The sequence below is a fragment of the Bacteroides sp. 1_1_30 genome, assembly GCF_020982715.1.
GTDB lineage: Bacteria > Bacteroidota > Bacteroidia > Bacteroidales > Bacteroidaceae > Bacteroides > Bacteroides xylanisolvens.
Genome location: NZ_JAJKHN010000050.1, coordinates 1 through 26,388, shown reverse-complemented (window position 1 = coordinate 26,388; position 26,388 = coordinate 1). Strand labels below are relative to the sequence as shown.

Below are 26,388 nucleotides of genomic sequence, written 5' to 3'. Positions count from 1 at the left end.
CTCAATCTGTATATATCTAATTCTTTCGTTTTCTCATCAGTCTTTTCAATCCGTTTTTCAGTTTCTTTTTCCGAACAAACTTCTTATATCTATATTCCGGTAAACAAAAAAGCGTTGCATATTATAGTTCCAGAACAGTGCCACGATGACTGCCACTACCACTTTAGGAATAATGAAAAAATCTCCGAAATACAGGCTAAGCGTGTCGCGTACCCAGGGAATCTTCGCTAATGATTCCGTCAGTGCATACGTACCCCACGTGTTTAACCAAACGCTGCAAATCCATACAAGGATAAATTTTACGGCAACGTGTGTTTTCTTTCCTTTCGATTTAAAAGTCCATTTATAGTTGATAACACAATTAACGATTCCTCCATAGATAGCTCCCGCCAAGGTAGCATATACATAGTAGACATCAAACAGCCTGACTAGAAGAATCGTAACGAGAAAGTCTGCAATAGTTGCCATTTGAGCAGAAAGCTGCGCCCTCAAGAACATGAAGATGCCGCCTTTCTGGGAAATCATCCGTGCAACTTTTTTCAGCCAATCACCCATCTCGCTCCCACTAACAATATAAAACTATACACTCCCGCCAAAACATCGTCCATCATGACCCCTACCCCACCTTTCAGGCTTTCCATACGACGTATGCCCAACGGTTTGGCTATATCAAAGATGCGGAACAAGGCAAAAGCCGCAATCACGTACCAAAACCATTTGTCATCATTGGGAACAGCCAACAACGGTATCCACACTCCCACCATCTCATCTACTACCACACGCGAAGGATCTTCTCCCCAATAAGTCTCCAGCTTATCGGCAGCCCAAATGCCGGCGAATGTAAATACAATCACCAAAGCGGCAGTCAGCCATAATACCCAAGAGAAAGGAAGGAGAAAATAAAGTGCAATCCAAATGATAGAAGCCAGTAACGCCCCAGCCGTGCCGGGAGCAAAAGGAGAAAAACCGGAGCCAAAGCCCGTGCCTATAAAAACAGGTAGAAAGGGAGGACGCTTCATTTATTACTAATTACTAATTACAAACTACGAGTCGGTTGTGTCACGAGTCCCCCAACGAATGGGGAATTTGTACAATAAAAAAGTAAAAGTTGAGGTTGAGCATCCACCAGTCTTTATAGGATGGTAAATCTCAATCTCAACTTATTATTTGGGGTTACTGATTAAGCTAAGTAATCAGGTTCTTTTTCACCAATCATGTTACGCAATGTCTGTTTTACCATTCTCCATTGTGTAAACAAGTCGTGTTCGGGCTGATGTTCGAAATCGTGCATCGGGCTCTTACAGAAGAATGACAACCAAGTCTGGATGCCACACATGCCTGCACGCATTGCCAAGTCGCTGAACAACACAAGGTCAAGAGCGATAGGAGCTGCAAGGATAGAGTCGCGGCAAAGGAAGTTCACCTTGATTTCCATCGGGTAGCCCATCCATCCGAAGATGTCGATGTTGTCCCATGCTTCTTTATTGTCTTTGCGGGGAGGATAGTAGTTGATACGTACTTTATGATAAACATCTCCGTAGAGATCAGGATATTTTTCTGGTTCGAAGATAGTGTCGATTACAGACAGCTTGCTGACTTCTTTTGTCTTGAAGTTGTCCGGATCATCGAGCACTTCACCGTCGCGGTTACCGAGGATATTGGTAGAGAACCAACCGTTCACACCCAGCATACGGGTTTTGAACATCGGAGCCAATACGGTTTTCATCAGTGTCTGACCACTCTTGAAGTCTTTTCCGGAGATAGGTACATTCTTTTGTTTAGAGAATTCCCACATAGCAGGAGTATCCACACACAAGTTAGGAGCACCCATCACGAACGGAGCGTCTTCTGCAATAGCAGCATACGCGTAACACATACTCGGAGAAATCACGTCTGTATTGTTTTCCTTCATTGCTTTCTCTAAAGCAGCGAGTGACATGTGTTCGTCAGACAGCGGAATGTAAATTTCAGTACTTGCAGCCCAAAGCACCACTACGCGTTCGCAGTTGTTAGCAGCTTTGAAGTCGCGGATATCCTGACGAAGTTGTTCTACCATTTCCCAACGGGTAGCAGCCTTCTTCACGTGTGTACCGTTCAGACGTTTTGCCCAGTTGTGATCGAAAGCAGCCGGCATCGGTTTGATAGCTTCCAACTCTTCTTTTACTCCATTCAGGTCTTTTTCTTTCAAAACCTCGGCGTACATAGCAGCTTCGTATGCGTTGTCCGGGAAAATATCCCATCCTCCGAAAACAATGTCTTCCAAATTCGTCAAGGGCACAACGTCCTTGATGAGTTTTTCTTCGTTGTTCTCCATGCGCATTGTGGCTAACTGTGTAATAGATCCTATCGGTTTTGCCAGTCCCTTGCGAGAGGCTAGTGTACCTACAATCATCGTGGTAGCTACCGCACCACCCACTCCGACTACCAAGACGCCAAGACGCCCGGTAGCGGGTTTAATTTCTTGTTTCATTTCTATTCTATTAAAATTAAACTAAAATTGATGCAAAAATAAGATTAATTAATTACTAATACAGTCTTTATTTGTCATATAAACATTGCAATTAGCAGGATTTAACTTTTAAAAGGTCATGTGGAGACTTATTCTCAAGCCTGATCTGTCAATCCCGGGCGAATCACGATAAGTGAGCCTCCAGATATAGTCCAAACGTAACACCTTGAAAATGTTTTCAATACCGACACCCGCCTCCACATAAGGTGTTTTTCCCATTGTTTGTGTGTTCTCTATCGGAAAAGCGAACAAACCGTCGCTCAAAGCCGGATTGTTTTTATCGCTCAAATGTCCATATAATCCACGACAGGAAACTATTTCCCTCCATTTAAGTTTTTTCAACAACGGCACCCGGTTGAACAACCATCCGTTGAGGAAATAAGTAACATCCCACGAGAAATACTCATCGTTCATAAACTCCATCGCATTCATCAACGAGTAAGATTCCGGTTGGATGGTATAAGAAAGGTTGGCATTAGGCATGATAAGCAGCGGGAAAGGTACTTTATCCCACACTTTACCTGCTTTTAGTATAACGTCCGTATAGCCGAACGCGGAAAACCAGAAGCGTTTCTGAATACCGGCTTCGGTATGATTGTAGGTGTAATCGCTGCCCAACACTCCTTTTCCGGCAATGGTATGAGACAAGGTAAACACCGGTGCATCCAACGATACGGGAAAACGGTTCCATTGGGTCTGGAAGAATTTCTCGTTCGGAGCATAACGCAGTTTCAACTCTGCTGCACTGACAGAGAAATCTTTTACCGGGGTGTAGGTATCTCCTTCTTTCTTTAAAAAAGGAATCAGGTAGGAGGACTCATCTTGCCGTGTACGCGCTGTCAACTGGAAAGAAAAGCCGGAATAAAACTCATTGGTATAGGTCATCTCCGCCTGCCGGAAATAGCCGATACGGTCATCCTTCTCACGTTTCAAGGCCAGGAACACATTGTCTTTGCTTGTATACAGGTAATTTTGTCCGTACTGGTTCACATCTGATTCGTAACGCAATTTCAATGAATGGATAGGAAATTCATTGGCGTATTCTTTCTTCTTCTTGAAAGAATATTCCAGTTCCGCCAATCCTTTCACTCTTTCATCTTTAAACCCGTAAGCCACATATCCTTTGCCAAACAGGTGCGGATTGAGCCAGGCGGTAGTCATACCTCCGGCACGGATACGGGGGCCTTCCAATGTGTTACCGCTGATAGTGGCATTCATCGGGCCGATATAGAAAAGTGGTGCTTCTTTGGAGGTGGGAATATATCCCGTAAAGAGAATGGAAAGCACTTTCTCCGTCCAGTAATACACCGGATAACTGCGTAATTGTGTCATCAGGCGGTCTACCGAGTTTTCCTGCTGGGAGATGGCGGCTTGCGGACGATTCTCCGCCCAGAATGATTCGGGACGCGACAGGGCTTCCGTCTCTTCAATAATACGTTCGGGTTTGGTGAAGGCTTTGTCGGCTTCAGCAGTCGGCGTAAAGGTGTAGTTGCTGTAATCCGCTACCCGGCGGGCAAAAATACCGTCCTGTCCTTCGGTCAGTTTAAACTCAACAGTGATACTTTCATGATCGAGCAGGCGTGTGCCGTCTTCAGCGCGCTTAAATTCCTGTTCGAGCAACATGTAGTCTACAAAGTTCAGGTTTATCTTTTTGGGAAAGTTGAATACGGCACGTTTAACAAAGTAGGTAGAGTCGAGCGTCACATACAGGTGTCCGTTGAAACCGAAAGACTCGGAATTAAAAGGCGTGAAAGCGAGGTCTGCACAAAGCTCTCCGGCAATCTGCAACGTGTCCATCAGGTAATATTTATAAAAGCCTGTGCCGATACGGGACAAGGGACTGACAAACTTATTCGTAAACAGGGAAATGTTGTTTTCGTAGATATCGACGTCTTTGAAGACTTCATTGATGGCTGCCTGCATCCCTTGTTTAGAGAGAAACTCATCGACACCGGCCTGTTTGCGTCCTTTCACCCATTGCTTCTCGGAACGGGGAGATTTCCGGTAATAGTCTGTGGCAAGCAGTTCACGGGCTGATACCGTCAGAATCGGTTTACCGGTAACGGCAGAAGTATCTACATATTCTGTCAGGAAATCAAATTTACGATATAGCCATTTTTTCTGTTTCTCTTCATCGAAGTTATTCAACGCAAAGGTGGTCTTTTCATAACGTTCGCGTTGCCAGAAGTCTTTCTCGTAGGGAGAGTAGTTGTCACGGCTTTCAATCATGCGGCGGACAAATTCTACGGCGGGATTATCTTTCTTCCGGTAGTGCTCACGTTTGGGTTTGACTACCACTTCACCAAGCGCGTATTCGGTAGGCGCAAGTGCTACTTTATAGGATGCATTACGGGCAGGGCGAATGGTGCGGACATAGTCATTATATCCGATTACAGAGATTACAAGCACTGCTTCGGAGCGGTGGGTTTTGAAGTAAAAGCGTCCGTCGCTTCCGGTAGTAGTTCCTTCGGTCGTGTCTTTTAAGCGTACAGATGCATAAGGCAAAGGTTCTTTGGTCAGAGAATCAGTCACCACCCCTTGTACCACATACTGCGCACTGAGCGGAATACTGATAGCCAATAAAAGAAAGAGCGTCAATGTGCCTTTTTTCATTAATCTCATACCTTAAATCCTATTGAATTGAGCGGGGCAAAGGTAGGAGTGATTTCAAGACAAAAAAAGGTCTATTTGACGGAAGAAATGTTCTTATTTGACACAATTAGGGGAAAGTAATACGGAATCGGGTCAGTCCGTCGGCATAGGTTCGCAAAGAGAATGTGCACCCATGACGCATCAGTACTTCGCGAATAAAGATGAGTCCGATTCCCTGACCGTTCGGTTTGGTAGAGAAGAAAGGACTGAACAGTTTAGCTTCTGTTTCTTTGCTGATTCCCTGACCGTTATCTATCACTTCAACAGTAGCCGGAGCGAGGGTGCGGACTATTATTTCCCCATCGGCTTCAATGCTTTCCGCTGCATTTTTGATGATATTTACGAGTACTTGCTCAAACAAAGCGGCATCCAGCATCACATCTTTCAGACTTTCGTCTATTTCCATGCGGAGTGTGATGCGACGGTCATTACACATTCCTTCCATAAACCGCTTGCAGGTGAAAACCAAATCATTCAGATTAACAGAAGAAAGTGTCGGTTCGGGGATTTTCACCACATCGGCAAAACGAGTGATGAAACGACTCATCGAGAAACAACGGTCGGTACATACACGCATCACGTCGCAGATGTCTTCCATTCCTTCTTCGCAGGAAAGGGCTTGTTCTACCGTATCCAGTGTGGAAGTAATGCCGGCAGTCGTGTTGTTCACTTCGTGGGCAATCATGCGAATCACTTTCTCGTATGCTTTCTTTTCCGCTTTCATCACTTCGTCGGTGAGGGTTTCTACCAAGTAGAAGGGATGCTGAAATCCACGATCAATGAAAGAAGAATGAGTACACCGGTAGATATTCGAGTCGTTCAGACGGACGGTTACCTTCTCTCCTTTCGGGAGGTTGGCTAATTCCACCGCTAACGGAGAATCAATCTCTTTCATCTTCTTGCCTTGTACGTCTTCCAAACGAACACCCAGCATTTTCAGAGCCATCGGATTCAATTCCGAAAGGTCTTCATCAAGGGAAGTTATAATCACTCCCATCGGAGAAGCTTTAATCAGCAAATCAAGAAAATTATTCTGTTCACGCAGGCGGAGACGTTCATTCTTGAGTTGTTCCATCATGCGGTTGAAGATATTCACCACACGATCGGCCTCATATTGGCCTACAGGACTAAGACGACTACTGAAATCCTGCTCACGCAACAGTTCCATACCGCTTCCGATTGTATTCAACGGCTTCACAATCTTACGATAGAAAAAGGTCAGATAAATGAGGATGAAAAGTATCAGCCCCTCCCCTATGTAGAAAAAGATTGTATTCAGTTGACTGGAAAGGAACAGCAATACACTACCTAATGCCAGCAGCAGAAAGACTAGTATGTAAAAGAATCCTTTTATACGCACGTTATCTGTGGTTAACGGTTAATCTTAATATTATTAGGCACGTGCCTAAATTTATCACATTGTTATATTATATTTTTCGAGACGACGATAGAGTGCTGCACGGCTGATACCCAATGCCGTAGCTACCTGACTCAAATTTCCTTTGTAACGGTCCAACGCCTGAAGAATGGTCTGGCGTTCTATTTCATCCAAAGTCATACCGGCCAGAGCTGCGCCTTCGGTCACTCTTGCGTCATCGTGGCGAATATACTGCGCATCAAAATCGGAAGCATCAAGCAGCGGTTTACCACTTACCAGAATGGTACGTTCCACCAAGTTCTTCAATTCACGAATATTCCCCGGATAGGGCAATCGGCTCAAGAATTGCAGGGCATCGGCAGAGAACTCCGTACGGGGCAATCCGTTGGTTACCGCCTGACGGTCGGCAAAATGACGTGCCAGCAAAGGAATATCTTCACGACGTTCGCGCAGGGCCGGCAGTTTCACTGTTATCAGATTGATACGATAGAAGAGGTCTTCACGAAAAGTACGTTCGCCTACCATTTTGCGCAAATCGGCATTGGTGGCTGATACTACCCGGATATCCGTCTTGCGCGGACGGCTGTCGCCGAGCACTTCAAATGTCTGATCCTGCAATACACGCAGTAACTTCACCTGGCACGAAGGGTCGAGATCACCTATTTCATCCAGGAAAATCGTCCCTTTGTTTGCCATTTCAAAACGTCCGATACGGTCTGCGGAAGCATCGGTAAAAGCTCCTTTCTTGTGCCCGAACATTTCACTTTCGAACAAGCTTTGGGAGATACCTCCAAGATTCACTTTCACAAAGGGATGTTTGGCACGCTGACTGTTGATATGAATGGCCTCGGCTATCAATTCCTTACCTGTCCCGCTTTCCCCTGTAATGAGAACAGAGGCATTGGTCTTTGCTATGCGGGCAATCGTATTCAACACATCCATCAATCCCTGGCTACGCCCGATGATGTGGCTGCGGTCGAAAGAATCGCTCTGTTCCTGCGTTGGTTCCTGTGGAGTGCCCGAAAGTTGGAATGCCGTTTCGATGCGTTGCAACAAGGCAGCATTATTCCAGGGCTTCGTTATGAAATCAAAAGCTCCTGCCTGCATTCCTTGCACAGCAAGTTGGATACTTCCCCAAGCAGTCATCAATATCACCGGTGTTTCGGGACGGAATATTTTTACTTGTTTGAGTAGGGTCAAACCCTCCTCACCCGTTGTAGAAAGAGTGAAGTTCATATCCATCAGGATTAAATCCGGAGCTACGGAACGTACCACTTCCATAGCTTCCCGTGGACCGGGAACGGTCTGTACTTCATATCCTGCCCGCTTCAACATGAAGCTAAGCGAAGAACGCACTGCGCTGTCATCGTCAATTATCAGAATCATAGTTATATTTGAGTTTTGCCCAGTCAATTAACAACTTTGTCTCACACTCCAAAGGTACTAATAAATAGTTTGCTACCAAATGATTGATATATAAATCACGGAATGCACGCTTCAATAATACAAGTTACGTAATAAAGCTGTTTTCTTATTATTGTATTTAAGATTTTCCACTGCACTAAATAAAGATTTTCAGTACAGTAATTTATAATTGTTTATGCAGTCGAGTAATTATCCAGTTACAATGGGACAAAAGTCACCTTATAGAGTGATAAATATCATCTTATAAGATGACTATTGGCACTCTATAATATGACCACCTGTCTCCGAAAGGATTAAAACTCTTAAGATACGAAATTAATTCGTAAAAAGCAAGAACGGAATAGAAAATAATACTATTTACTGCAAGTTCCTCCATAAGATTCAAAAGCTTTTTCCTACCCTTTCTATTGCCGGATGATTTCATCAAAATCAGCTTCAAGTTCGGTATTGGTACGAAAATCCCATAGCGTCAGACTGCGAATCTGATAATAGTAATACCAATAATAATAGAGTTCGGAAATATGTTTCTGTCTTGCCTCATCTTTAGAGTTCTGCGCATCATTCAGGTCTAAGGTATTAATTTTGCCTATCAGGAAAGTTTCAATACTGGTCTTATAACGTTGCTGTGCAATTGCATCGGCTTCCTTCGCTATGTCCAACTGCTGTGCCTGATTATTGAAATGCTCCACCAACAGAAAAATGTCCTGATTGAAGTTGATCTGTTCCTGACGAATTTTTGAAAGCACTACATCCCGGTTGCTCTTGGCTACCCGGACTTTCCCACGGCGTTTTCCCCAATCGAGAATCGGAATCTTAACGCCTACCTGAACAATCTGATTATCCTGCAGGTTCCTGTAAACGGCCGGAAAATTCCGGTTCTCACCCGTATATCCTACGCTTGCAAACAAATCGACACTACGCAAATTTCCGCGTGCGGTAGCTACCTCATAGTCGGCTTCCAACTGGCGGCGACGGATATTCTGTGCAAAAGAATTACGTTCCAATGCTTTATTTAACACCTGATTGTACTCCATCCTCGGGCCATCCACAGCTTCGGGAAGAACCGGGTTTAGTACTTCATCCTCTCCTACTCCCAAAAAGGCACGGAGCTGGAACATCTTGGCATTGAGATCACTCTCTGCTTCCGTCAATGCTGCTTTCGCATTCAAAGCGGAGAGTTTCAACTGCAAGAGTTCATTCTCGGAAATCTGCCCCATTTTGCGTTTGGCAAGGGCTACTTCATAAAGGTGGTCGGCATTTGTCTGGTTCTGTTTCGCCGTGCCAAGATTTTCTTTTGCCAACAAAAGATTAAAGTAATAAGTGATGGCACGCATCGTCACTTCTTCGGTAGCAGTGATAAAAGCTGCTTTCGCTTCGGCATAACGAACCGGTTCGATGCGTCTGTTCCACTTTATATTATTGACTCCAAAGATGGGTTGTGTAAGTTGTAATGTGACAGGAACCGACATAAAATGCCGGTCTCCTCCGGCTCCCAATTGCTTGATATAGTCGAGAGAGGAAGTCAGCGAGAGTTTACCACCGGTAAGCCAGATGTTTTGATCGATAGAAAGATCACCGGTAAGCCCCAATGTGTTATTACGGACGAAACCGTAAGAACCGTCCGAATTTTGATAGGAACTATACGATTTGTTATAATTGGGCAGGGTTCCGGTCAAGTTGACTTCCGGCAGAAGATCAGCACGAAAGGTACGAAATTCCCAATAGGCCGTTTTCAATTCATTCAAGGCAACAGCAGCGTCAACAGATTGAATACGCGCCATAGCAATAGCTTCATTCAAGGTTATTTCCCTTTCCTTCTGTGCCGACAATGCCAACGGCAGGCAAACGGCAGCAAGAGCAAACAATATACTTTTCTTTTTCATTATACACAGTATTTTCCACTATGAGAGAATCAAACGATGTGCCAAAAAAGTAAAGTTTTTATTATCAACAGATTAGAAAATAAGAAAAGTGTCCATTTTCGGACACTATGCCCAAAAGTGAACGTTCGATTATTCGCAGTAGTTAGGAAGGCGCACAGTGAAACGAGTGCCTTTACCTACTTCGGAGGTGACGGAGATGGTACCATTCAGACGTTCGATGATGGTCTGACAAATACTTAATCCCAAACCTGCTCCTTGGGTGAAATTATCGACTTTATAGAATCGTTCGAATATATGACGGATACCTTCTTCAGAAATACCGACTCCGGTATCCTCCACAAAGATGCGGGTGTAGCCGGGAACCTCATCATCTTCATAGCCGAAAGTAATGAAACCGCTGCTCGTAAATTTAGCAGCGTTATTTATCAGATTATTCACGACTTGCTGCAAGCGTACATTATCTGTCGTGAGATATTTCTTATCACTTTCGGGCATACGCAACACCAGTTCTACTCCCGGTGGCATATTCAAGCGTTGAGAATCATGGACGGTCTTTAATAACAGCGGCAGGTTATGCTCGGCGAACATAAATTCCATGGTTCCCGATTCGATACGTGACAAATCAAGAATATCATTAATCAAAGCCAGTAACAGGCCGCAATTCTTATTAATGGTTCCGATAAACTGGGCAATCTCTTCGCTTGTAAAACCACTCGTATCGCTTAGCAAATCGGAGAAACCTACAATCGCATTCAACGGAGTCCGAATCTCGTGACTCATGTTGGCAAGGAACGCCGATTTCAGTTTGTCAGCCTGGAGGGCTTTATCACGAGCCTCTCTCATCTCCTGCTCGGCAGTCTTATATCGCTGGATACTCTGGCAAACACCTAATATATTGTACAATGAATCTTGTGTCAATCCCGTGATTACGGAAGAACGATATTCCCACCATTCATACTCTCCGTTGACATTCCGCTGACGGAAATTCAGACGGGTATTAGAATCTTCTCCTGTCAATGCTCTATTAAATAACGGACTTATTTCCTTCAAATCATCAGGATAGATAGTGCGATCCATTTCATCACGGGAGATGGTAGTAACCGATTCATCGTATCCAAGACGTTTCAAGAAACCTTGCGGGAAAATGAAACAGTTGGTTTCCATATCAAACTGCCACGGATAGATGGAGCTTTCGTCTACTGCCATATCAAAGAAACGCTTCTGCATTTCTTCATTCGAAATATTCCGTGCGGAAAGTGCCATACCGGTAATCGTATCCTTTGAACGGATCGGGACTATTTCCCCCGACACCGGGAAGTATTTATCACTATGCACTTCTTTCATGAAAGCTCCCTGGGGTATCTTCACACTTTCTCCTTTAGCAGCTACCTGCTTCAGCATAGAATGAAGAATATCCTGACCGTTATAATATATCTTGAAGATGCTGCCTGCCATCATTCCTTCATAAAAACGGCCCCCTGAATCATACGGCAAATGCAGCATTTGTAATAAGGAGCGGTTTGTGAAATGAATGTGCAAATCGGTATCATACGTTATCACACCATCACGGATGGAATGAAATACATTATCAAACTCATTACGCTGTTCCACAAGTTTATTCTGCACGAGCAGACGGGTCTGTGCCTGAATCCGTCGTTTGGACTCACGCCGGTTGGCACGCATCAACCACACGATAGAAGCTATCAGCAACGCCAGGATAGACGGATAGAGCAGTATAAAAAGGTATTTATATTTTTCCCAATACGGTTCGTTGACGATGGTTCCGCTAGAGGATACTTTATCAGGGTCAATATGAAAATAATCCAACTGTTTATAGTCATAGATGAATCCCTGCGTGATTTCTGTCACTCCTATTTCTTGGGGAGATGTACCTTTTAAGACTAAAGCAGCCCTTTGAGCTGCCGATAATGCTGAAGCATAACTATCGGAATCGTATGCACAGAATACGCCATTAGTTAACCCCACATTCTGACTCGAAAATACGGGAGCTTTTGAGTTTTTGCCAACGAATGAAAGGAAAGGCGACCATTTAGGAGCAACCACCAGACGTTCGTAGCTGTTACGAGGGTAACAAATAGCAGCAATGATGTGACTCGTTGTATGATTTTGGGTATTATAGACTTTCATTCTATAATCCGGATTGTCTTTTTGAAAGATTTTCCACTCTTCTTCAAAATCTTCAAGGCCTTTGTTACTCAAAAAGCTGTTATCTATCACACATACCACTTCTTTCCGCTGGGGAAATATCTTTTGCGCCTGACGCAATATGACATCAAAATCCGGATTGGCAGTGAACCCGCAAACATTGGGATGAGTAGCAATCAGCTCCATATCAGGATACTTAATGCCGAAAAACACGACCGGTATCTGCAAAGGCAACGAATCTCCACAGGCAAAAAGAGTATAGAAAGCTTCATCACTTGCTGTTATAATCAAATCGGTCTGCCTGTCACGAGCACGCTGACAAAAACGACGCATAATTACTTTCTCGGAGTTGAATGCCCAAAAATCGGCATCAAGATACTCCGTTGTTATATTCACCTTCAGGCCACTTTCTTTAAATCCTTTGACCAACCCCTGATTAAGGTCGCTATGCCAAGGAGTCTGTGAGGTGTATGACTGTATAAACAGGATATTGTATGTACGTTCCGCTGCTGCCGCCTGAATAAGAACAGCAAAAAACAGAACGATAAGCAAACAATAGTAGCGTCGATTCATATAATTAAAGCCTGCGGTGTTTTCAATATTATGCCGACAAAGATACGTTAATTATATTGAAAACAAACAGATAGCCCAAGTTTTTTATTCTTCGCGCAACGCCTCGGCAGGGTGTATGCGAATTACCTGACGAGCAGGAAACCAAATGCCAACGAGAATCATTAAAGACATCAGGAAATAGGTTATGACAAATGTAATAAGAAAACGCACTACTCCCCACTCCATATACCCTTCAGTCAACTCCAGATGGCCGATATTATAACAGATGACGGCGGCAGGCAAAGCAGCCAGAGTCAACAATAGCAATCCTTCTTTATTTAAACGTTGCCAAAGCTGCATCCGGCTGGCCCCGACTGCTATACGAAGCGCAGACTCGGCACGACGGTGCTGCGTACGGAACCAGAAGGTGCCGACAATACCCAACAGGATATTAAGCAATAAGAAGCCCATCATCCAGAAACGTACCTGTACCTGATTATAACTTCCTTGCTGGAAGTCATTCCGCAGATCTTCATAATCATGCACTTTCAGGATGAATAAGTTACCGACACTCAACTGGTTGGCGGACAATTTCATCAAATGTTCCGCAAAGTCTCTGGAAGTCCCCGGTTTCACCCGCAGACAAACTTCTACACTCGAAGGATAAAGTTCATCGTCAAGTTCGACCATTATCTTTTCAGGAAATTCAATGGCTACATACCGATCACTGTAGTTAGGCCAAAAGTCATTGTAACGCACCTTCTTCGAAACTCCCCCTATCTTGTACACTTTCGTAGAATCATCCACATCGACCATTTCTTTACCCAACAGCGTACGATCGCCTTTATAATCTTTGGGCCAGAAATTTTCACCAACAACGACATTGCCATTCTTTAAAGCTTGCACCAACGGCTGATAACCACGCCCATCAGCACTTTGATAACGGAAGACCTGAAAAAAGTCAGGGGTTACCGAACGTCGTAGCGGATTACTAACCAATGTATCGATACGTAACATACTACCGGAATTACTCCCGATATAGGGACGCGCATTATTGGATATTGAAACGGCCTCCACTTCCGGCAATCTCCGGAGACGATTGGTCAACTCGATAATATCTTGTCCTAAAGATGTACTCTTTTGCTCTTTCGAAAGATAAGAATTACTCTTGTCGTTTTTCAGGCTTAGCTCCAAATAATACGTATCGGTAATATCAAATCCTACCGGTTCGTAATAAGTACGCGCTGTCACATACGTCCAGTCGACCACATACCACAGGACCACAAAAACAATTAATAGTTCTGACCACAACCATCCGTTTGACCGGCGCTCGTTCCATATTTGTTTTAATAGTTGCATTTTCTTTAGAATTTAGATGAGTTGAAGAATTATCTTTCGTTGATGGCATCCACAATATTGGTGCGAGTTACTCTCCATGCCGGAATGGCGGCACTTAATAAATTGAGTAGGAAGCAAGCCAGAAATGCCAGCAGGAATACGGTAGGATCGAACAGTAAGTCGACACACATGGTCCGCAAATCTTCCACCCCATTGGATACAAAGTCTACGGAGAAAAGCATTCCTCCCAAAAGGAAAGCGGCGACATAACTTAATACCAGTCCGAGAATTCCTCCGAACAGGGAATAAAGCATATTTTCGGATAGTACCTGCATCATAAGCTCCCGTCTGGGGGCACCAAAGGCTTTTCGCACTCCTATTTCGGAGATACGCTTACGCATGCGTGACAAAGTAAGTCCGGATAAGTTGACGGCAGGAACAATCAATAAGACAAGTAATGTCAGTATGTATTGCCGTACTGCTTCTTTCACAGCAGGAGGATTGTTGGCGGAATAGCGTTGCGCGGCTACGAAATAAGTATCAGGCTGTCCGCGATAGAGTAAATCGAAATTGGGATGCCCTGCCATAAAGATAGCCCGCAAGCGGTCTGCCTCCTGACGAATAGCCGGAAAATCGTCTCTCGATTTAGCCAGTATATAGACGGCAGTCATACCCATGATATTGTCATCGCCCCAAGTGGCTGTGAAGGCACTTGTTGAACTCAAAGGAATCCAAACTTGCGCATAGGCGTATTTCGCCAGTTTAGAGACCGGACGTACCACTCCGCAAACAATATAAGCCGAATGATTCAGAAGGAATGTTTTTCCAACCACTTCTGACGTTCCGAACAAATGGCGAGCCATATCTTCGGAAATCACAGCTTTTGCTGCTCCGGCATCAAAATCGGCATTATCATACGGTTTACCGGATAGAAACTCAAATTCAAATATTTTCCAGAAAGCATCGTCTGTTTGCAACACACTACAACTTTCCATCTCACCTGCCGGTTTAGCAGCCAGCATTGTTTCCTTCCAGATATTGGTAATAGAAACAACTTCGGGAGTTGTCATTGCTTTGAAACAAGCCTTTGCCGTATTGTATCCGATAGGGCCATTGCTTTGCCAATTCACGTTGGACTTACTTTGAAGTCCGGCAAACCGGAAAATAAGCATCCGGTCACGATGGGTTTCCGGTGCAAAGGGAGCAATAGTCGCACGTAAAGTAATCACAATTACCATTATCATAGCAATAGCCAAAGCTGTACCAATAATGGAAATAGATGAAAGCAGTTTATTTTCTCCCAACAGATGGAATGCTTGTTTAAAATAGAGTTTTATCATGATCGTTACCAGTATAGAGTTCAGTATATTTCTTACTCGTCTTTTTTATTCTTCTTCGATTAGGTTCCACAGAAGTTCGTCAAAGAACGTTCCATATTAGAAATTCCATCCCTTCTTTGTTATATCCTTACATTTCAGGTTTTTGTAATTGATTTTACCAACACCATCCTTTTTAAAGAATGCAGTATCAGTCTTACCCGATAAAGTGATATTACCTACTCCATCCACTTTAGCCTTGATAAGGCCACAGTCAACATTCATTTTCATATTGCCTACTCCGTCGACATCGAGTTTCAGTTCATCGCAATGAAGATTTTTCACGTTGCAATTTCCCACTCCATCAAGTTCGAAAGCTATATTTTTAAGATTCAATTTTTCCTTTGCATCAAAGTTCCCTACCCCGTCGATTTTCACTTTACTCAAATCGGGAGCAGTGATGTAAAAAATCAGATTCTTGACATTCTTTACGTTCTTCTCTTTATAATCGATAACCAGTGTGCCGTTCTTCACCGTTACCCGGGTTTTCTCTACAAATTCAGAAGGCCCTCCCAAACGGCAGGTACATTCTGCCGATTGAGCGAAAATAATATTTCCGACAGATTGCAGGTTGATGGCAAAGAAGTCGCCTACATTATAATCTTTACTCACATTTTGTGCCGATAGCGAACAAAAAGCAACACTTAACAGGACAGCTATCGCAACGATAAAAATATTCTTTGTCATGGTGGTTTTTAATTTAGAGAGATATTAATCTATTTTCTATTTAGTTTTATGTATAAAACGCAGGTTCTACTGCACCTGACGTCCGTCAAAGAAACGGATGGTACGCGAAGTCTGCTTCGCCTGTTCTTCATTATGGGTAACCATGACGATGGTGCGTCCGTCTTCTTTATTCAGTCGGTGAAGCAGTTCCATTACTTCGGCTCCCATCCTTGAATCCAAGTTACCTGTCGGCTCATCGGCAAGGATTATTTCAGGATTACCGATAATAGCACGGGCAATAGCTACACGTTGGCACTGACCACCGGAAAGTTGTGTAGGAAAATGTCTCATACGATGGCTTAACCCTACTTTTTCCAATACCTCTTGTGCCAACCTCTTTCGCTCACTACTGCCAACACGGCGATAAAGTAAAGGCAACTCCACATTATCCGTCACATTTAACGAATTAATCAAATGGAAAGACTGAAACACAAAACCAAGCGTTTTATTACGGAAAATTGCCAATTCTTTGTCCTTCATTCCTTCGGTACGTATTCCATTGATTTCCACTATTCCCATGGTAGGTGCGTCAAGTAACCCCATTATATTCAACAATGTAGATTTTCCGCACCCGGAAGGTCCCATTATACTTAGGAATTCTCCACGTTCTACCGTCAGATTCACATTTTCCAACGCTACCGTTTCAATCTCATCAGTACGGTAAATTTTGGAAAGAGAGTTCAATGTTATCATAATTTCTAGTGTTTAATTTATTTAATCTTCAGCTTATTCTTGTTCTTATATGCACTCATATCGCTTACCACTACCCTGTCACCCGGTTGCAATCCACTCAAAACTTCTACATATTCAAAGTTTGAATCGCCCAACTGTATCTTACGTTTGACCAGTTCATTGTCAGAGTTGCAGACAAACAATTCGTATTCACCACGCCCCACATAGAAAGAGCCATTGGCAACACGCATCACATCTTCCTTCACAGCATTCATCACATAAACATCTGTTTTTAATCCGGAGCGCAGACGGCGGTGATTATCTTCCTTCAACTGAACCGTGAATGATATGACGCCATTCTTGGATAATGGTGTTACACTGCTGACCGTTCCTTCCAGTTTATCGCTTCCTATCTTAACAATTGCTTTTCCTCCAGCTGCCACACGGTCGCCATACGTATCAGCAATCTCACCTTCCACCTTAAAATGACTTAAATCGGAAATGATAGCGACTTGTCCGCCTTCGGAAATCTGCGCACCAATCTGGTTATTAATATAGGTAAGAATAGCTCTGCGCGGAGAACGGATTTGCGCATCATCCAAAGTACGTTTCTTTTCGGAGAGACTCTTACGGAAGATATTAAAATCAAGTTCCTGTACTTTCAGTTCGGCAGCAGCCACCTCCTTCTCATTTTTATATTGTTGCCGGAGTTGTTCGTATTCTAACTGGGCAACATTATAGCTCAATTCAGCCTGGCGCACTTTATCCGTTGTTCCCGCACCGAGACTGTCCAGATAGTGTTCATTTCTCAACTCCACCTTCATCCGGCTTAATTTCATAGCCGAAACTTTAATCTGCATCGCCATATCGGAAAGCTTCGTCTGATTATTGACACGAAGCTGATCGAGCTTATACCGACGCATCTGCTCTTCGTCCAGCAACTTTTTATATTCGGTTTCCGTACTCTGAAGATCTAGTTTCAGAATCGGAGTACCTACATCTACGCTATCTCCTCCTTTTTTATAAACTTCAAGAATACGACTGTTGATTGGAGAATTGATTATTTCTTCAAATGCAGGAACCACCTTGCCGGAAGCACTGACACTTACCTCAATAACTCCTGTATCGACTGTGGAAAAGACAAGATCTTTTGCCTCCACTCCTGCCCTTAGTACAGATATAAGTACACCAATGACAACAATACTTGCCACCCCGATGGATGAATAACGAATGATCTTCTTGTTACGTTCTTTCTGACGTATTTCTTTAGGAATTTCTCTGTCCATATCTGATCGTTTACGATTTTATCATGTATCAATTTAGCATTTCATATACCAAATCTATGCCAAAATCATAAGTAATTGATAAATAGAATGTAACAAAAAACAAAGGGTGTCCGATATCGGACACCCTGTACGAATTTACTGTTCAGAATATGAATCTATCCACCTGTCGGCGGAAGGTCAGTATACCTGGATAATGCCGGATTGTCAACTACGGTATAATGACTTCTCATTGACTATTTTTTCTCTTGTTCGGAAGCTTGCTGAATCTCCTGCGGAGAGTGTTGCTTCGGTTCCTGTATCAGTTCTTTTCCCCAATGATTAGTCTCCTCCAGCTTTTCACGATCACGAATCTCTTTTGCTTTACGGGCATAGACAATCATACGCATAGACTGATCGTAAGTGAAATAATTCCATACCCAATTCAAGAGTACAATAACCTTATTGCGTACCCCAAGAATAGAACGCAGATGAACAACCAGCCACATCACCCAGGCAAACCATCCCTGCATCTTTACTTTACTAAACTCTGCTACGGCACGATTGCGCCCGACGGTCGCCATCGAACCTAAATTGCGGTAATGGAAAGGTTTCATTTCCTGTCCCTTCTCCATACGAATTAGATTCTTTGCCAATAGTTCTCCTTGCTGGATCGCCACTTGTGCCAGTTGAGGATGCCCGTTCGGGTAATTTTCATCAGCCAACTGAATACATTGGTCGCCAATAGCAAACACATTATTCATCCCCTCTACACGGTTGAATGAATCGACTTTAATACGTCCTCCACGCCCAATCAGAGAGGCATCCAGATTGCCGATAGTCACACCGGTGACACCACTCACCCAGATAAAAGTACGCGTGGCTATCTCGGTACCATCTTCGAGTACTACTTTATGGTCACGATAATCCACAACACGTTTATTCAACAAGATATTTACTCCCATTTCACGGAGAAACTGTTCAGCATGTGCAGATGATTCTTCCGACATTCCGGCAAGCAATCGCGGCCCGGCTTCAATCAAATAGATGTGCATCAGACTGCTGGACATATCAGGATAATCATTCGGCAAGACAAATTTCTTCATCTCGGAAAGTATTCCGGCTACTTCTATCCCGGTAGCTCCACCTCCCACAATTACAATATTCAATAACTCTTGTTGTTCCTGCTTCGTTGAACAGGTCAGCGCTCGTTCCAGATTAGCCAGAAGAGCGTTTCGCAATCCCATCGCTTCTGACACATTTTTCATCGGCATGGCTTCCTCTTCGATATGTTTATTACCGAAATAGTTGGTTGTAGTACCTGCTGCTAACACCAGATAGTCATATTCTGCTTTTCCGATGGAAGTCTGTATCATATTCTTTTCCGGGAAAATGGCACGTACTTCCGCCATACGGAAAAAGAAATCTTTCCGATGCTGGAATATTTTACGGAAGGGGAAGGATATGGAAGTTGGCTCCATACCAGCCGAAGCCACCTGATAAATCAAAGGAGGAAACTGATGATAGTTGTTTTTATCTATCAATACGACTTGAAAGCCTGACTTTTTCAGCTTGTTAGCCAGTTTCAAGCCACCGAAACCACCGCCTACTATGACGACACGTTTCTTATTACTTTTTGCAATGTTTAGACTCATATTCTAATCATGTTTTATCAAGATAATAACACATGAATGAGTCATTAAGTTTCCGAAATTCGAAACTTTTGAGAGAAGTCTCTACCGCAGACGCAATCTATCTCCGATTTCCGGAACATACTCACCATCCTTACGATTCATCTTATACAGATTTTTGAGGCGGATACCATATTTTTGAGAGATGCCATGCATGGAATCTCCATCTTTCACAACATATACAGTATAAGGTTTGGAAGCCTTTTTCTTCTTGCTCTTCAGGTAGATGATATCTCCTTCCATCAAGGTATAATCACGCTGCAAGTCGTTGTACTTCACAAGTTTCCTCCAACTAATATCGAATTCCTTGCCTAAATCTTTAAAGGTATCACCGTTGCGGGCTACCACATAAGCGATATCATTAGCGATATACACCTGATGCGGGCTCATCAACCAAGGATTCTTTTTCAGCTTCCGTTCCGAATATACACCCTTACGGTCGTATTTATACAAGTCATAATCTTCGATAATCGTAATCAGACGGTTAGCATAAGAAGGATCGGTAGCATAGCCTGCTTTTTTCAGTCCACGCGCCCAGCCTTTATAATCGGTGATATCCAGTTTGAAAAGAAAAGCGTAACGGGCACCTCTTCTAAGGAAGTCGGAATGATCTTCGTAAGAGTCACGCGGATGCTTATAAGCACGGAAACATTCGTTGCGCGCATCATCATCATGACGAACCGTACGTCCCCGCCAACTGCCACCACACTTAATACCAAAGTGGTTATTACTCTTTCGTGCCAACTGGCTATATCCGGCACCGCTTTCCAGCAATCCTTGCGCCAACGTGATACTCGCCGGAATCTTATGAAGCTTCATCTGTTCAACAGCCAAATCACTATACTTATTTATATACTCGACGTAACGGGCATTCCGTTTCTGTGCCTGCACTCCTACGGCAAAGAAAAAAACAACGGTTAAAAAGATAAGTCTATGCAGTTTATTCTCCATTTTTATTCAGATGTGAATTAGATGGCACAAAAATCTGAAAAATAATTGGGATTATCAATCTCTTTCCTAACTTTGTAACATTAATTGTAGAAACCAATACCCTGACGTATATGAAAGACCTCACAATTACCGCTATTATTAAAGTATATCAATATGATGAGTTGAATGAGGGCGATCGGTCACTTATAAAGACTGCCATGGAGGCAACAGCTCGTAGTTATTCTCCGTACTCCCATTTCTCCGTAGGTGCCGCTGCGCTATTGGGCAACGGGACAGTAGTGACAGGAACCAATCAGGAAAATGCGGCCTATCCGTCGGGGCTTTGTGCAGAACGTACTACCCTATTCTATGCCAACTCCCAATATCCCGACCAATCGGTTGTCACTCTTGCCATTGCGGCACGAACGGAAAAGGACTTCATCGACCATCCGATTCCTCCCTGCGGTGCTTGCCGGCAAGTGATTCTGGAAACGGAAAAGCGTTACAAACAACCCATCCGCATCCTATTATATGGCAAAGAATGTATCTACGAAGTAAAAAGTATAGGCGATCTACTGCCGTTATCATTTGACGCATCAGCAATGGAGGATTAATTATGTTACAACAATATCACACGAAACTAAAAGGAACACTCGCACTTACAGACTCTTATCTGACAGAAAAAACACTGCAAAAAGAAAAAGGGCTTTATAAATTTATATGGGTACGCAACGGAAGCATCACGGTAGAAATCGACCATCAGGAAATGACGCTTACCCAAGATGAAGTGATTTCACTCACTCATCTGCAACACCTCGAATTTAAATCGATTGATGGTGAATACCTGACTTTATTGTTCAACAGCAATTTCTATTGTATCTATGGCAACGACCATGAAGTGTCATGCAGCGGCTTCCTGTTCAACGGTTCATCTCACCTGATCCGTTTCACACTGAACGAAAAAGAACGTAAAGAACTCGACACTATTACCGAAGCACTGGAAAATGAGTTCACCGTTTCCGACAGCCTGCAGGAAGAGATGCTGCGCATCCTGCTGAAACGTTTCATTATCCAATGTACCCGGATTGCACGTCATCGCATGAATATCACCCGTGAAAAAGAATCCGGATTCGAGATTGTCCGCCAATACTATAACTTGGTCGACGAGCATTACCGGACGAAGAAACAGGTGCAGGACTATGCCGATATGTTGCATAAATCTCCCAAAACACTATCGAACATCTTTTCTACCTGCAAACTGCCTTCGCCGCTTCGGGTTATCCACGAACGGGTGGAAGCGGAAGCTAAACGTCTCCTGCTTTACAGCAACAAAAGCGCCAAAGAGATTGCCGATATTCTGGGATTTGAAGACCAGGCTTCTTTCAGCCGTTTCTTCAAAAATATGACCGGACAGAGCGCCGTGCAATTCAGAAACACACAGGAAGGGAAAAATTGACAAGGCATACGGAAGTATTGCCATTTTGGGGGTAGTGGAAATGGACGACCTTTGCGACATAAGATAAATCCATTAAAACCCCAACAAAATGAAAGAGAAATTGATCGTTTTACTGACCTTCACTTCAAGTCTGAAAAGTTTTGGTATGAAATTTATCCGCATTGCCATCCTGGTAGTATTTGTATGGATAGGCGGATTGAAGTATTTCCATTATGAAGCCGACGGGATTGTTCCGTTTGTTGCCAACAGTCCTTTTATGAGTTTCTTCTATGCTAAAGGTGCACCCGAATACAAAGAACATAAAAATGCGGAAGGTGCTTTTGTCCCGGAAAATCGTGCATGGCACGAAGCAAACCGCACTTATACTTTCTCTTACGGACTGGGAGCTCTTATTATGGGTATCGGCATACTGGTATTCTTGGGAATCTTTTTCCCAAAAGTGGGATTGGCAGGCGACACCCTCGCCATTATCATGACGCTCGGCACACTTTCTTTTCTTGTCACCACCCCGGAAGTCTGGGTTCCCGACTTGGGAAGCGGAGAATTCGGTTTCCCATTACTATCCGGTGCAGGGCGGTTGGTGATTAAAGACATCGTGATCCTAGCCAGTGCCGTAGTGTTATTATCCGACTCGTCACAACGCGTACTCAAAACACTTAAAAAAGACTAAGACAACCACTAAAGAGGATTCTGACTTCTTGCCATTGCGGAACAAATCGTATTTTCAGACTGTTATATAGTCTCATACAAATCGTTAATACAAGAAGTTATGAAACAATATGATGCAATTATTATAGGATTCGGCAAGGCAGGGAAAACCCTGGCTGCCGAACTTTCCAACCGCGGATGGCAAGTGGCCATCGTAGAACGTTCCAACATGATGTATGGAGGAAGCTGTCCGAATGTAGCCTGTATCCCAACAAAGACGCTGGTGCATGAAGCCGAGGTTTCCGCTTTGCTTTACCACGATGATTTTCCGAAGCAGGCGAATATGTACAAACAGGCCATCGGCCGAAAGAACCGCCTCACTTCCTTTCTTAGGAATGATAATTACGAAAGACTAAGTAAACGTCCTAATGTGACTATCTATACCGGAACGGGGTCTTTCATATCCGCCGATACCATAAAAGTGGAACTTCCCGAAGGAGAAATCGAACTGAAAGGAAAAGAGATATTTATCAACACGGGATCTACTCCCATTATCCCTGCAATAGATGGTATTCAGCAAAGTCAGCACGTATATACCAGTAGTGCGCTTTTGGACTTAAGCGTACTTCCTCATCACCTGATTATCATAGGTGGAGGATATATCGGACTGGAGTTCGCTTCTATGTATGCCGGTTTCGGCAGTAAAGTGACGATACTCGAAGGAGGAAACAAATTTATGCCTCGTGAAGATCGGGATATTGCAAACAGCGTCAAAGAAGTGATGGAGAAGAAAGGTATTGAAATCCATCTGAACGCTCGTGCGCAGTCTATCCATGACACGAATGACGGAGTGACACTAACTTACTCGGACGTATCCGACGGTACTCCTTATTATGTAGATGGAGATGCCATTCTTATCGCAACGGGACGTAAACCGATGATTGAAGGATTGAACCTGCAAGCAGCGGGTGTAGGAGTTGATGCCCACGGAGCTATCATCGTAAACGATCAGTTACGCACTACTGTTCCTCATATATGGGCAATGGGAGATGTGAAAGGCGGATCGCAATTTACATATCTCTCGCTGGATGATTTCCGGATTATCCGCGATCAGCTCTTCGGCGACAAGAAACGTGATATCGGAGACCGTGATCCTGTGCAATATGCAGTGTTTATTGATCCGCCATTGTCACATATCGGAATCAGTGAAGAAGAAGCTCTGAAAAGAGGATATTCATTTAAGGTTTCCCGGTTGCCGGCTTCCTCCATCGTCCGTACCCGTACATTGAGACAGACTGATGGTATGCTAAAAGCTATCATCAATAATCATAACGGGAAGATTATGGGCTGTACTCTATTCTGCGCCGATGCTTCAGAAATCATCAATATCGTAGCTATGGCGATAAAGACAGGCCAGACGTCTACATTCTTGCGCGATTTTATCTTCACGCATCCCAGTATGAGTGAGGGATTAAATCAACTGTTTGATGTATAAGAATAAGAAAGAGTATAACTCACTTCTAAAACAGAGCCTCTGAATAGGGTAAACAGAGGCTCTATTTGGAGTAATCGGAGGCTCTGAATGAGGTAAACGGAGCCTCTAAATAAATGAAGTTCATTCTTTTTCAGTCTTAATAGAGTGAAATCTAATAGAAAGTGTTATCTTTGCAGCCAAGTTAAACTATATACCTACCACAATGAGAATTACTAAGTAAGACAACACTTCTAAGTAAACATCACTTTTCTTATATGCTTTTTCTATTTTGTTAAGCATCACGAAATCCGTGTTGTTTAGCCAGTATTGTGTTTGTCGTTCCCCCTATCCTGTGTTTTTTTTCACTCTATTTTCAACCTCAAACCCAATAGATCATCATGTCTATCAGTATCCAACAAATCAGCTATATCCATCCGGATAAAGAAGTATTATTCAGTGACCTCAATTTCGCCATCAGTAAAGGGCAGAAATTGGGATTAGTCGGTAACAATGGTTGTGGCAAATCTACTTTGCTACAAATTATTGCCGGACAGTTATCACCCTCTTCCGGTGTCATTGTCCGCCTGGACGACCTATATTATATCCCGCAACATTTCGGGCAATATGATTCACTGACCATTGCACAAGCTCTTCAAATAGAGCGTAAACAGCAAGCTCTGCACGCTATCCTGGCAGGAGATGTCTCAAACGAGAATTTCACCATTCTAAATGATGACTGGAATATCGAAGAACGTTCCATCGCCGCTCTCGATTTATGGGGATTAGGACAGTTTACGCTATCCTACCCGATGAATCTGCTTAGTGGCGGCGAAAAGACCCGCGTATTCCTGGCAGGTATGGACATTCATCATCCATCTGTCATACTTATGGATGAACCGACCAATCATCTCGACTCTTCCGGCAGACAACGTTTATATGACTGGGTAGAGAAATATCGTTCCACCCTGTTGGTGGTAAGTCATGACCGTACTCTGCTCAATCTTCTCCCCGAGATTTGCGAACTAGAGAAGCATCAAATCAATTATTATGGCGGAAATTACGAATTCTACAAAGAACAAAAAACGCTGATGCAGGAAGCATTGCAACAACGTATTGAAGAAAAAGAAAAGGCACTACGTATTGCCCGTAAAGTGGCTCGCGAAACGGCCGAACGCAGGGACAAACAGAATGTACGCGGCGAAAAGAGTAATATAAAAAAAGGAGTTCCACGCATTGTATTGAACGCACTCCAAGGGAAATCCGAGAAGAGCACTAGTAAACTGACTGGTGTCCATCAGGAGAAAGCCGAGAAGTTAACAAATGAACGTAACCAGCTTCGAGGTTCGCTCTCTCCGACTGCGGCATTAAAAACCGATTTCAACAGTTCCTCGCTTCATACCGGGAAGATATTAGTGACAGCAAAAGAGATTAACTTCAGTTATCATTCCAATTCGATTAACAATGATATTCTGACGAATGATGAAATAAATTCGTCTGACACAGGTTATCATCCCAATCCGAATAGCAATGATATTCAGGAAAATAGTATCTCAAAACAACAGCTTTGGCAAGCTCCTGTCAGCTTTCAGCTAAAGAGCGGAGACCGCCTCCGTATAGAAGGAGCCAACGGTAGCGGGAAAACAACTCTATTGAAATTAATCACCGGCCAACTTCAACCACAGGAAGGAACCCTGACACGGACGGACTTTAGCTATGTCTATTTGAATCAAGAGTATTCGATCATTGACGACCGGAACAGTATTCTTGAACAGGCTTACGCTTTCAACAGCCGGAATCTGCCGGAGCATGAAATAAAGATTATTCTAAACCGTTACTTGTTTCCTGCATCCGAATGGGACAAATCCTGCCGGAAACTTAGTGGTGGTGAGAAAATGCGTCTCGCTTTCTGCTGTCTGATGATTAGTAACAATACCCCTGATATGTTTATCCTGGATGAACCTACCAACAATTTGGACATACAAAGTATTGAAATTATCACTGCTACTATCAAAAATTATGCAGGTACTGTGATAGCAATCTCACACGACAATTATTTTATTCAGGAAATTGGTGTCGAACAATGCATTTTATTGAGTTAGTCTATTGATATTTTATCCAGGGCAACCGCACCAAAATTTAATTCATATCCGCACAGTTCTGAATAAAATAATGGAGTATTCTGGAAACGTTGTGGTAAATCTGAAAAAGATGATTGAGTTTTTAAGATTCCCCGTTATCTTTTTATTATAA

Annotated in this window: 20 protein-coding genes; 5 read left to right on the top strand and 15 right to left on the bottom strand. The window is 43.4% G+C overall.

Annotation, left to right across the window (positions count from 1 at the left end):
• Positions 1-57: 57 nt before the first annotated feature.
• From LPH68_RS15475 to LPH68_RS15405, 15 genes are all read right to left on the bottom strand, one after another.
• On the bottom strand, positions 58-525 hold the full coding sequence (locus LPH68_RS15475) for a GtrA family protein (protein ID WP_008644671.1): 468 nt from the start codon (positions 523-525) through the stop codon (positions 58-60).
• 14 nt (positions 526-539) lie between these two features.
• On the bottom strand, positions 540-1,019 hold the full coding sequence (locus tag LPH68_RS15470) for a phosphatidylglycerophosphatase A (protein WP_004326579.1): 480 nt from the start codon (positions 1,017-1,019) through the stop codon (positions 540-542).
• A 161-nt stretch (positions 1,020-1,180) separates the two neighbouring features.
• Positions 1,181-2,470 carry an inositol-3-phosphate synthase gene (locus LPH68_RS15465; protein WP_004300682.1) on the bottom strand — a complete coding sequence of 430 codons (1,290 nt, stop codon included), beginning with the start codon at positions 2,468-2,470 and terminating at the stop codon, positions 1,181-1,183.
• Positions 2,471-2,578: 108 nt separating this feature from the next.
• Positions 2,579-5,131 carry a DUF5686 and carboxypeptidase-like regulatory domain-containing protein gene (locus LPH68_RS15460; protein WP_151922890.1) on the bottom strand — a complete coding sequence of 851 codons (2,553 nt, stop codon included), beginning with the start codon at positions 5,129-5,131 and terminating at the stop codon, positions 2,579-2,581.
• A gap of 97 nt (positions 5,132-5,228) precedes the next feature.
• Positions 5,229-6,521, bottom strand: a complete 1,293-nt coding sequence (locus LPH68_RS15455; RefSeq protein WP_032843282.1) for a PAS domain-containing sensor histidine kinase — start codon at positions 6,519-6,521, stop codon at positions 5,229-5,231.
• A gap of 54 nt (positions 6,522-6,575) precedes the next feature.
• A complete protein-coding gene (locus tag LPH68_RS15450) occupies positions 6,576-7,925 on the bottom strand; it encodes a sigma-54 dependent transcriptional regulator (RefSeq protein ID WP_230296974.1) in 1,350 nt (449 codons plus the stop codon).
• A 443-nt stretch (positions 7,926-8,368) separates the two neighbouring features.
• Entirely contained in the window at positions 8,369-9,847 is a 1,479-nt protein-coding gene (locus tag LPH68_RS15445) for a TolC family protein (RefSeq protein ID WP_004300692.1), read from the bottom strand.
• Positions 9,848-9,976: 129 nt separating this feature from the next.
• Positions 9,977-12,586, bottom strand: a complete 2,610-nt coding sequence (locus LPH68_RS15440; protein ID WP_061447531.1) for a PAS domain-containing sensor histidine kinase — start codon at positions 12,584-12,586, stop codon at positions 9,977-9,979.
• Between the two features lie 84 nt (positions 12,587-12,670).
• Positions 12,671-13,924, bottom strand: coding sequence for an ABC transporter permease (locus tag LPH68_RS15435; protein WP_151923856.1), 1,254 nt, complete (start codon positions 13,922-13,924; stop codon positions 12,671-12,673).
• Positions 13,925-13,953: 29 nt separating this feature from the next.
• Positions 13,954-15,243: an ABC transporter permease gene (locus LPH68_RS15430; RefSeq protein ID WP_151923855.1), complete on the bottom strand. Its 1,290-nt coding sequence runs from the start codon at positions 15,241-15,243 to the stop codon at positions 13,954-13,956.
• Positions 15,244-15,339: 96 nt separating this feature from the next.
• Complete coding sequence (locus tag LPH68_RS15425; RefSeq protein WP_004311326.1) at positions 15,340-15,966, bottom strand: GIN domain-containing protein; 627 nt, start codon at positions 15,964-15,966, stop codon at positions 15,340-15,342.
• 66 nt (positions 15,967-16,032) lie between these two features.
• On the bottom strand, positions 16,033-16,698 hold the full coding sequence (locus LPH68_RS15420) for an ABC transporter ATP-binding protein (RefSeq protein ID WP_004314289.1): 666 nt from the start codon (positions 16,696-16,698) through the stop codon (positions 16,033-16,035).
• A gap of 17 nt (positions 16,699-16,715) precedes the next feature.
• Positions 16,716-17,963: an efflux RND transporter periplasmic adaptor subunit gene (locus LPH68_RS15415; RefSeq protein WP_117610451.1), complete on the bottom strand. Its 1,248-nt coding sequence runs from the start codon at positions 17,961-17,963 to the stop codon at positions 16,716-16,718.
• Between the two features lie 233 nt (positions 17,964-18,196).
• A complete protein-coding gene (locus tag LPH68_RS15410; RefSeq protein WP_008644650.1) occupies positions 18,197-19,594 on the bottom strand; it encodes an NAD(P)/FAD-dependent oxidoreductase in 1,398 nt (465 codons plus the stop codon).
• A gap of 81 nt (positions 19,595-19,675) precedes the next feature.
• Entirely contained in the window at positions 19,676-20,581 is a 906-nt protein-coding gene (locus LPH68_RS15405) for a glucosaminidase domain-containing protein (RefSeq protein ID WP_004311330.1), read from the bottom strand.
• 110 nt (positions 20,582-20,691) lie between these two features.
• On the opposite strand from LPH68_RS15405, the gene cdd reads away from it, so the two are divergent.
• The 5 genes from cdd to LPH68_RS15380 all read left to right on the top strand — a co-directional run bounded on the left by cdd (position 20,692) and on the right by LPH68_RS15380 (position 26,237).
• Positions 20,692-21,174 carry a cytidine deaminase gene (gene cdd / locus LPH68_RS15400; RefSeq protein WP_008025756.1) on the top strand — a complete coding sequence of 161 codons (483 nt, stop codon included), beginning with the start codon at positions 20,692-20,694 and terminating at the stop codon, positions 21,172-21,174.
• Between the two features lie 2 nt (positions 21,175-21,176).
• The gene (locus tag LPH68_RS15395) at positions 21,177-22,016 is read left to right on the top strand and encodes an AraC family transcriptional regulator (protein WP_004314294.1); all 840 of its coding nucleotides are present in this window, start codon (positions 21,177-21,179) and stop codon (positions 22,014-22,016) included.
• A gap of 88 nt (positions 22,017-22,104) precedes the next feature.
• A complete protein-coding gene (locus LPH68_RS15390; RefSeq protein WP_117809080.1) occupies positions 22,105-22,686 on the top strand; it encodes a DUF417 family protein in 582 nt (193 codons plus the stop codon).
• Positions 22,687-22,785: 99 nt separating this feature from the next.
• On the top strand, positions 22,786-24,159 hold the full coding sequence (locus tag LPH68_RS15385; protein ID WP_151923854.1) for an FAD-dependent oxidoreductase: 1,374 nt from the start codon (positions 22,786-22,788) through the stop codon (positions 24,157-24,159).
• A 377-nt stretch (positions 24,160-24,536) separates the two neighbouring features.
• Positions 24,537-26,237, top strand: coding sequence for an ABC-F family ATP-binding cassette domain-containing protein (locus tag LPH68_RS15380; protein ID WP_230296973.1), 1,701 nt, complete (start codon positions 24,537-24,539; stop codon positions 26,235-26,237).
• Positions 26,238-26,388: the final 151 nt, after the last annotated feature.

Excerpts from the sequence above, each read along its gene's own strand:
- LPH68_RS15380 (WP_230296973.1), top strand. The coding sequence starts at position 24,537 with ATGTCTATCAGTATCCAACAAATCAGCTATATCCATCCGGATAAAGAA.
- LPH68_RS15410 (WP_008644650.1), bottom strand. The coding sequence starts at position 19,594 with ATGAGTCTAAACATTGCAAAAAGTAATAAGAAACGTGTCGTCATAGTA.
- LPH68_RS15465 (WP_004300682.1), bottom strand. The coding sequence starts at position 2,470 with ATGAAACAAGAAATTAAACCCGCTACCGGGCGTCTTGGCGTCTTGGTA.
- LPH68_RS15445 (WP_004300692.1), bottom strand. The coding sequence starts at position 9,847 with ATGAAAAAGAAAAGTATATTGTTTGCTCTTGCTGCCGTTTGCCTGCCG.
- LPH68_RS15440 (WP_061447531.1), bottom strand. The coding sequence starts at position 12,586 with ATGAATCGACGCTACTATTGTTTGCTTATCGTTCTGTTTTTTGCTGTT.
- LPH68_RS15435 (WP_151923856.1), bottom strand. The coding sequence starts at position 13,924 with ATGCAACTATTAAAACAAATATGGAACGAGCGCCGGTCAAACGGATGG.
- LPH68_RS15460 (WP_151922890.1), bottom strand. The coding sequence starts at position 5,131 with ATGAGATTAATGAAAAAAGGCACATTGACGCTCTTTCTTTTATTGGCT.
- LPH68_RS15475 (WP_008644671.1), bottom strand. The coding sequence starts at position 525 with ATGATTTCCCAGAAAGGCGGCATCTTCATGTTCTTGAGGGCGCAGCTT.
- LPH68_RS15385 (WP_151923854.1), top strand. The coding sequence starts at position 22,786 with ATGAAACAATATGATGCAATTATTATAGGATTCGGCAAGGCAGGGAAA.
- LPH68_RS15450 (WP_230296974.1), bottom strand. The coding sequence starts at position 7,925 with ATGATTCTGATAATTGACGATGACAGCGCAGTGCGTTCTTCGCTTAGC.
- LPH68_RS15405 (WP_004311330.1), bottom strand. The coding sequence starts at position 20,581 with ATGGAGAATAAACTGCATAGACTTATCTTTTTAACCGTTGTTTTTTTC.
- LPH68_RS15420 (WP_004314289.1), bottom strand. The coding sequence starts at position 16,698 with ATGATAACATTGAACTCTCTTTCCAAAATTTACCGTACTGATGAGATT.
- cdd (WP_008025756.1), top strand. The coding sequence starts at position 20,692 with ATGAAAGACCTCACAATTACCGCTATTATTAAAGTATATCAATATGAT.
- LPH68_RS15390 (WP_117809080.1), top strand. The coding sequence starts at position 22,105 with ATGAAAGAGAAATTGATCGTTTTACTGACCTTCACTTCAAGTCTGAAA.
- LPH68_RS15425 (WP_004311326.1), bottom strand. The coding sequence starts at position 15,966 with ATGACAAAGAATATTTTTATCGTTGCGATAGCTGTCCTGTTAAGTGTT.
- LPH68_RS15470 (WP_004326579.1), bottom strand. The coding sequence starts at position 1,019 with ATGAAGCGTCCTCCCTTTCTACCTGTTTTTATAGGCACGGGCTTTGGC.
- LPH68_RS15430 (WP_151923855.1), bottom strand. The coding sequence starts at position 15,243 with ATGATAAAACTCTATTTTAAACAAGCATTCCATCTGTTGGGAGAAAAT.
- LPH68_RS15415 (WP_117610451.1), bottom strand. The coding sequence starts at position 17,963 with ATGGACAGAGAAATTCCTAAAGAAATACGTCAGAAAGAACGTAACAAG.
- LPH68_RS15395 (WP_004314294.1), top strand. The coding sequence starts at position 21,177 with ATGTTACAACAATATCACACGAAACTAAAAGGAACACTCGCACTTACA.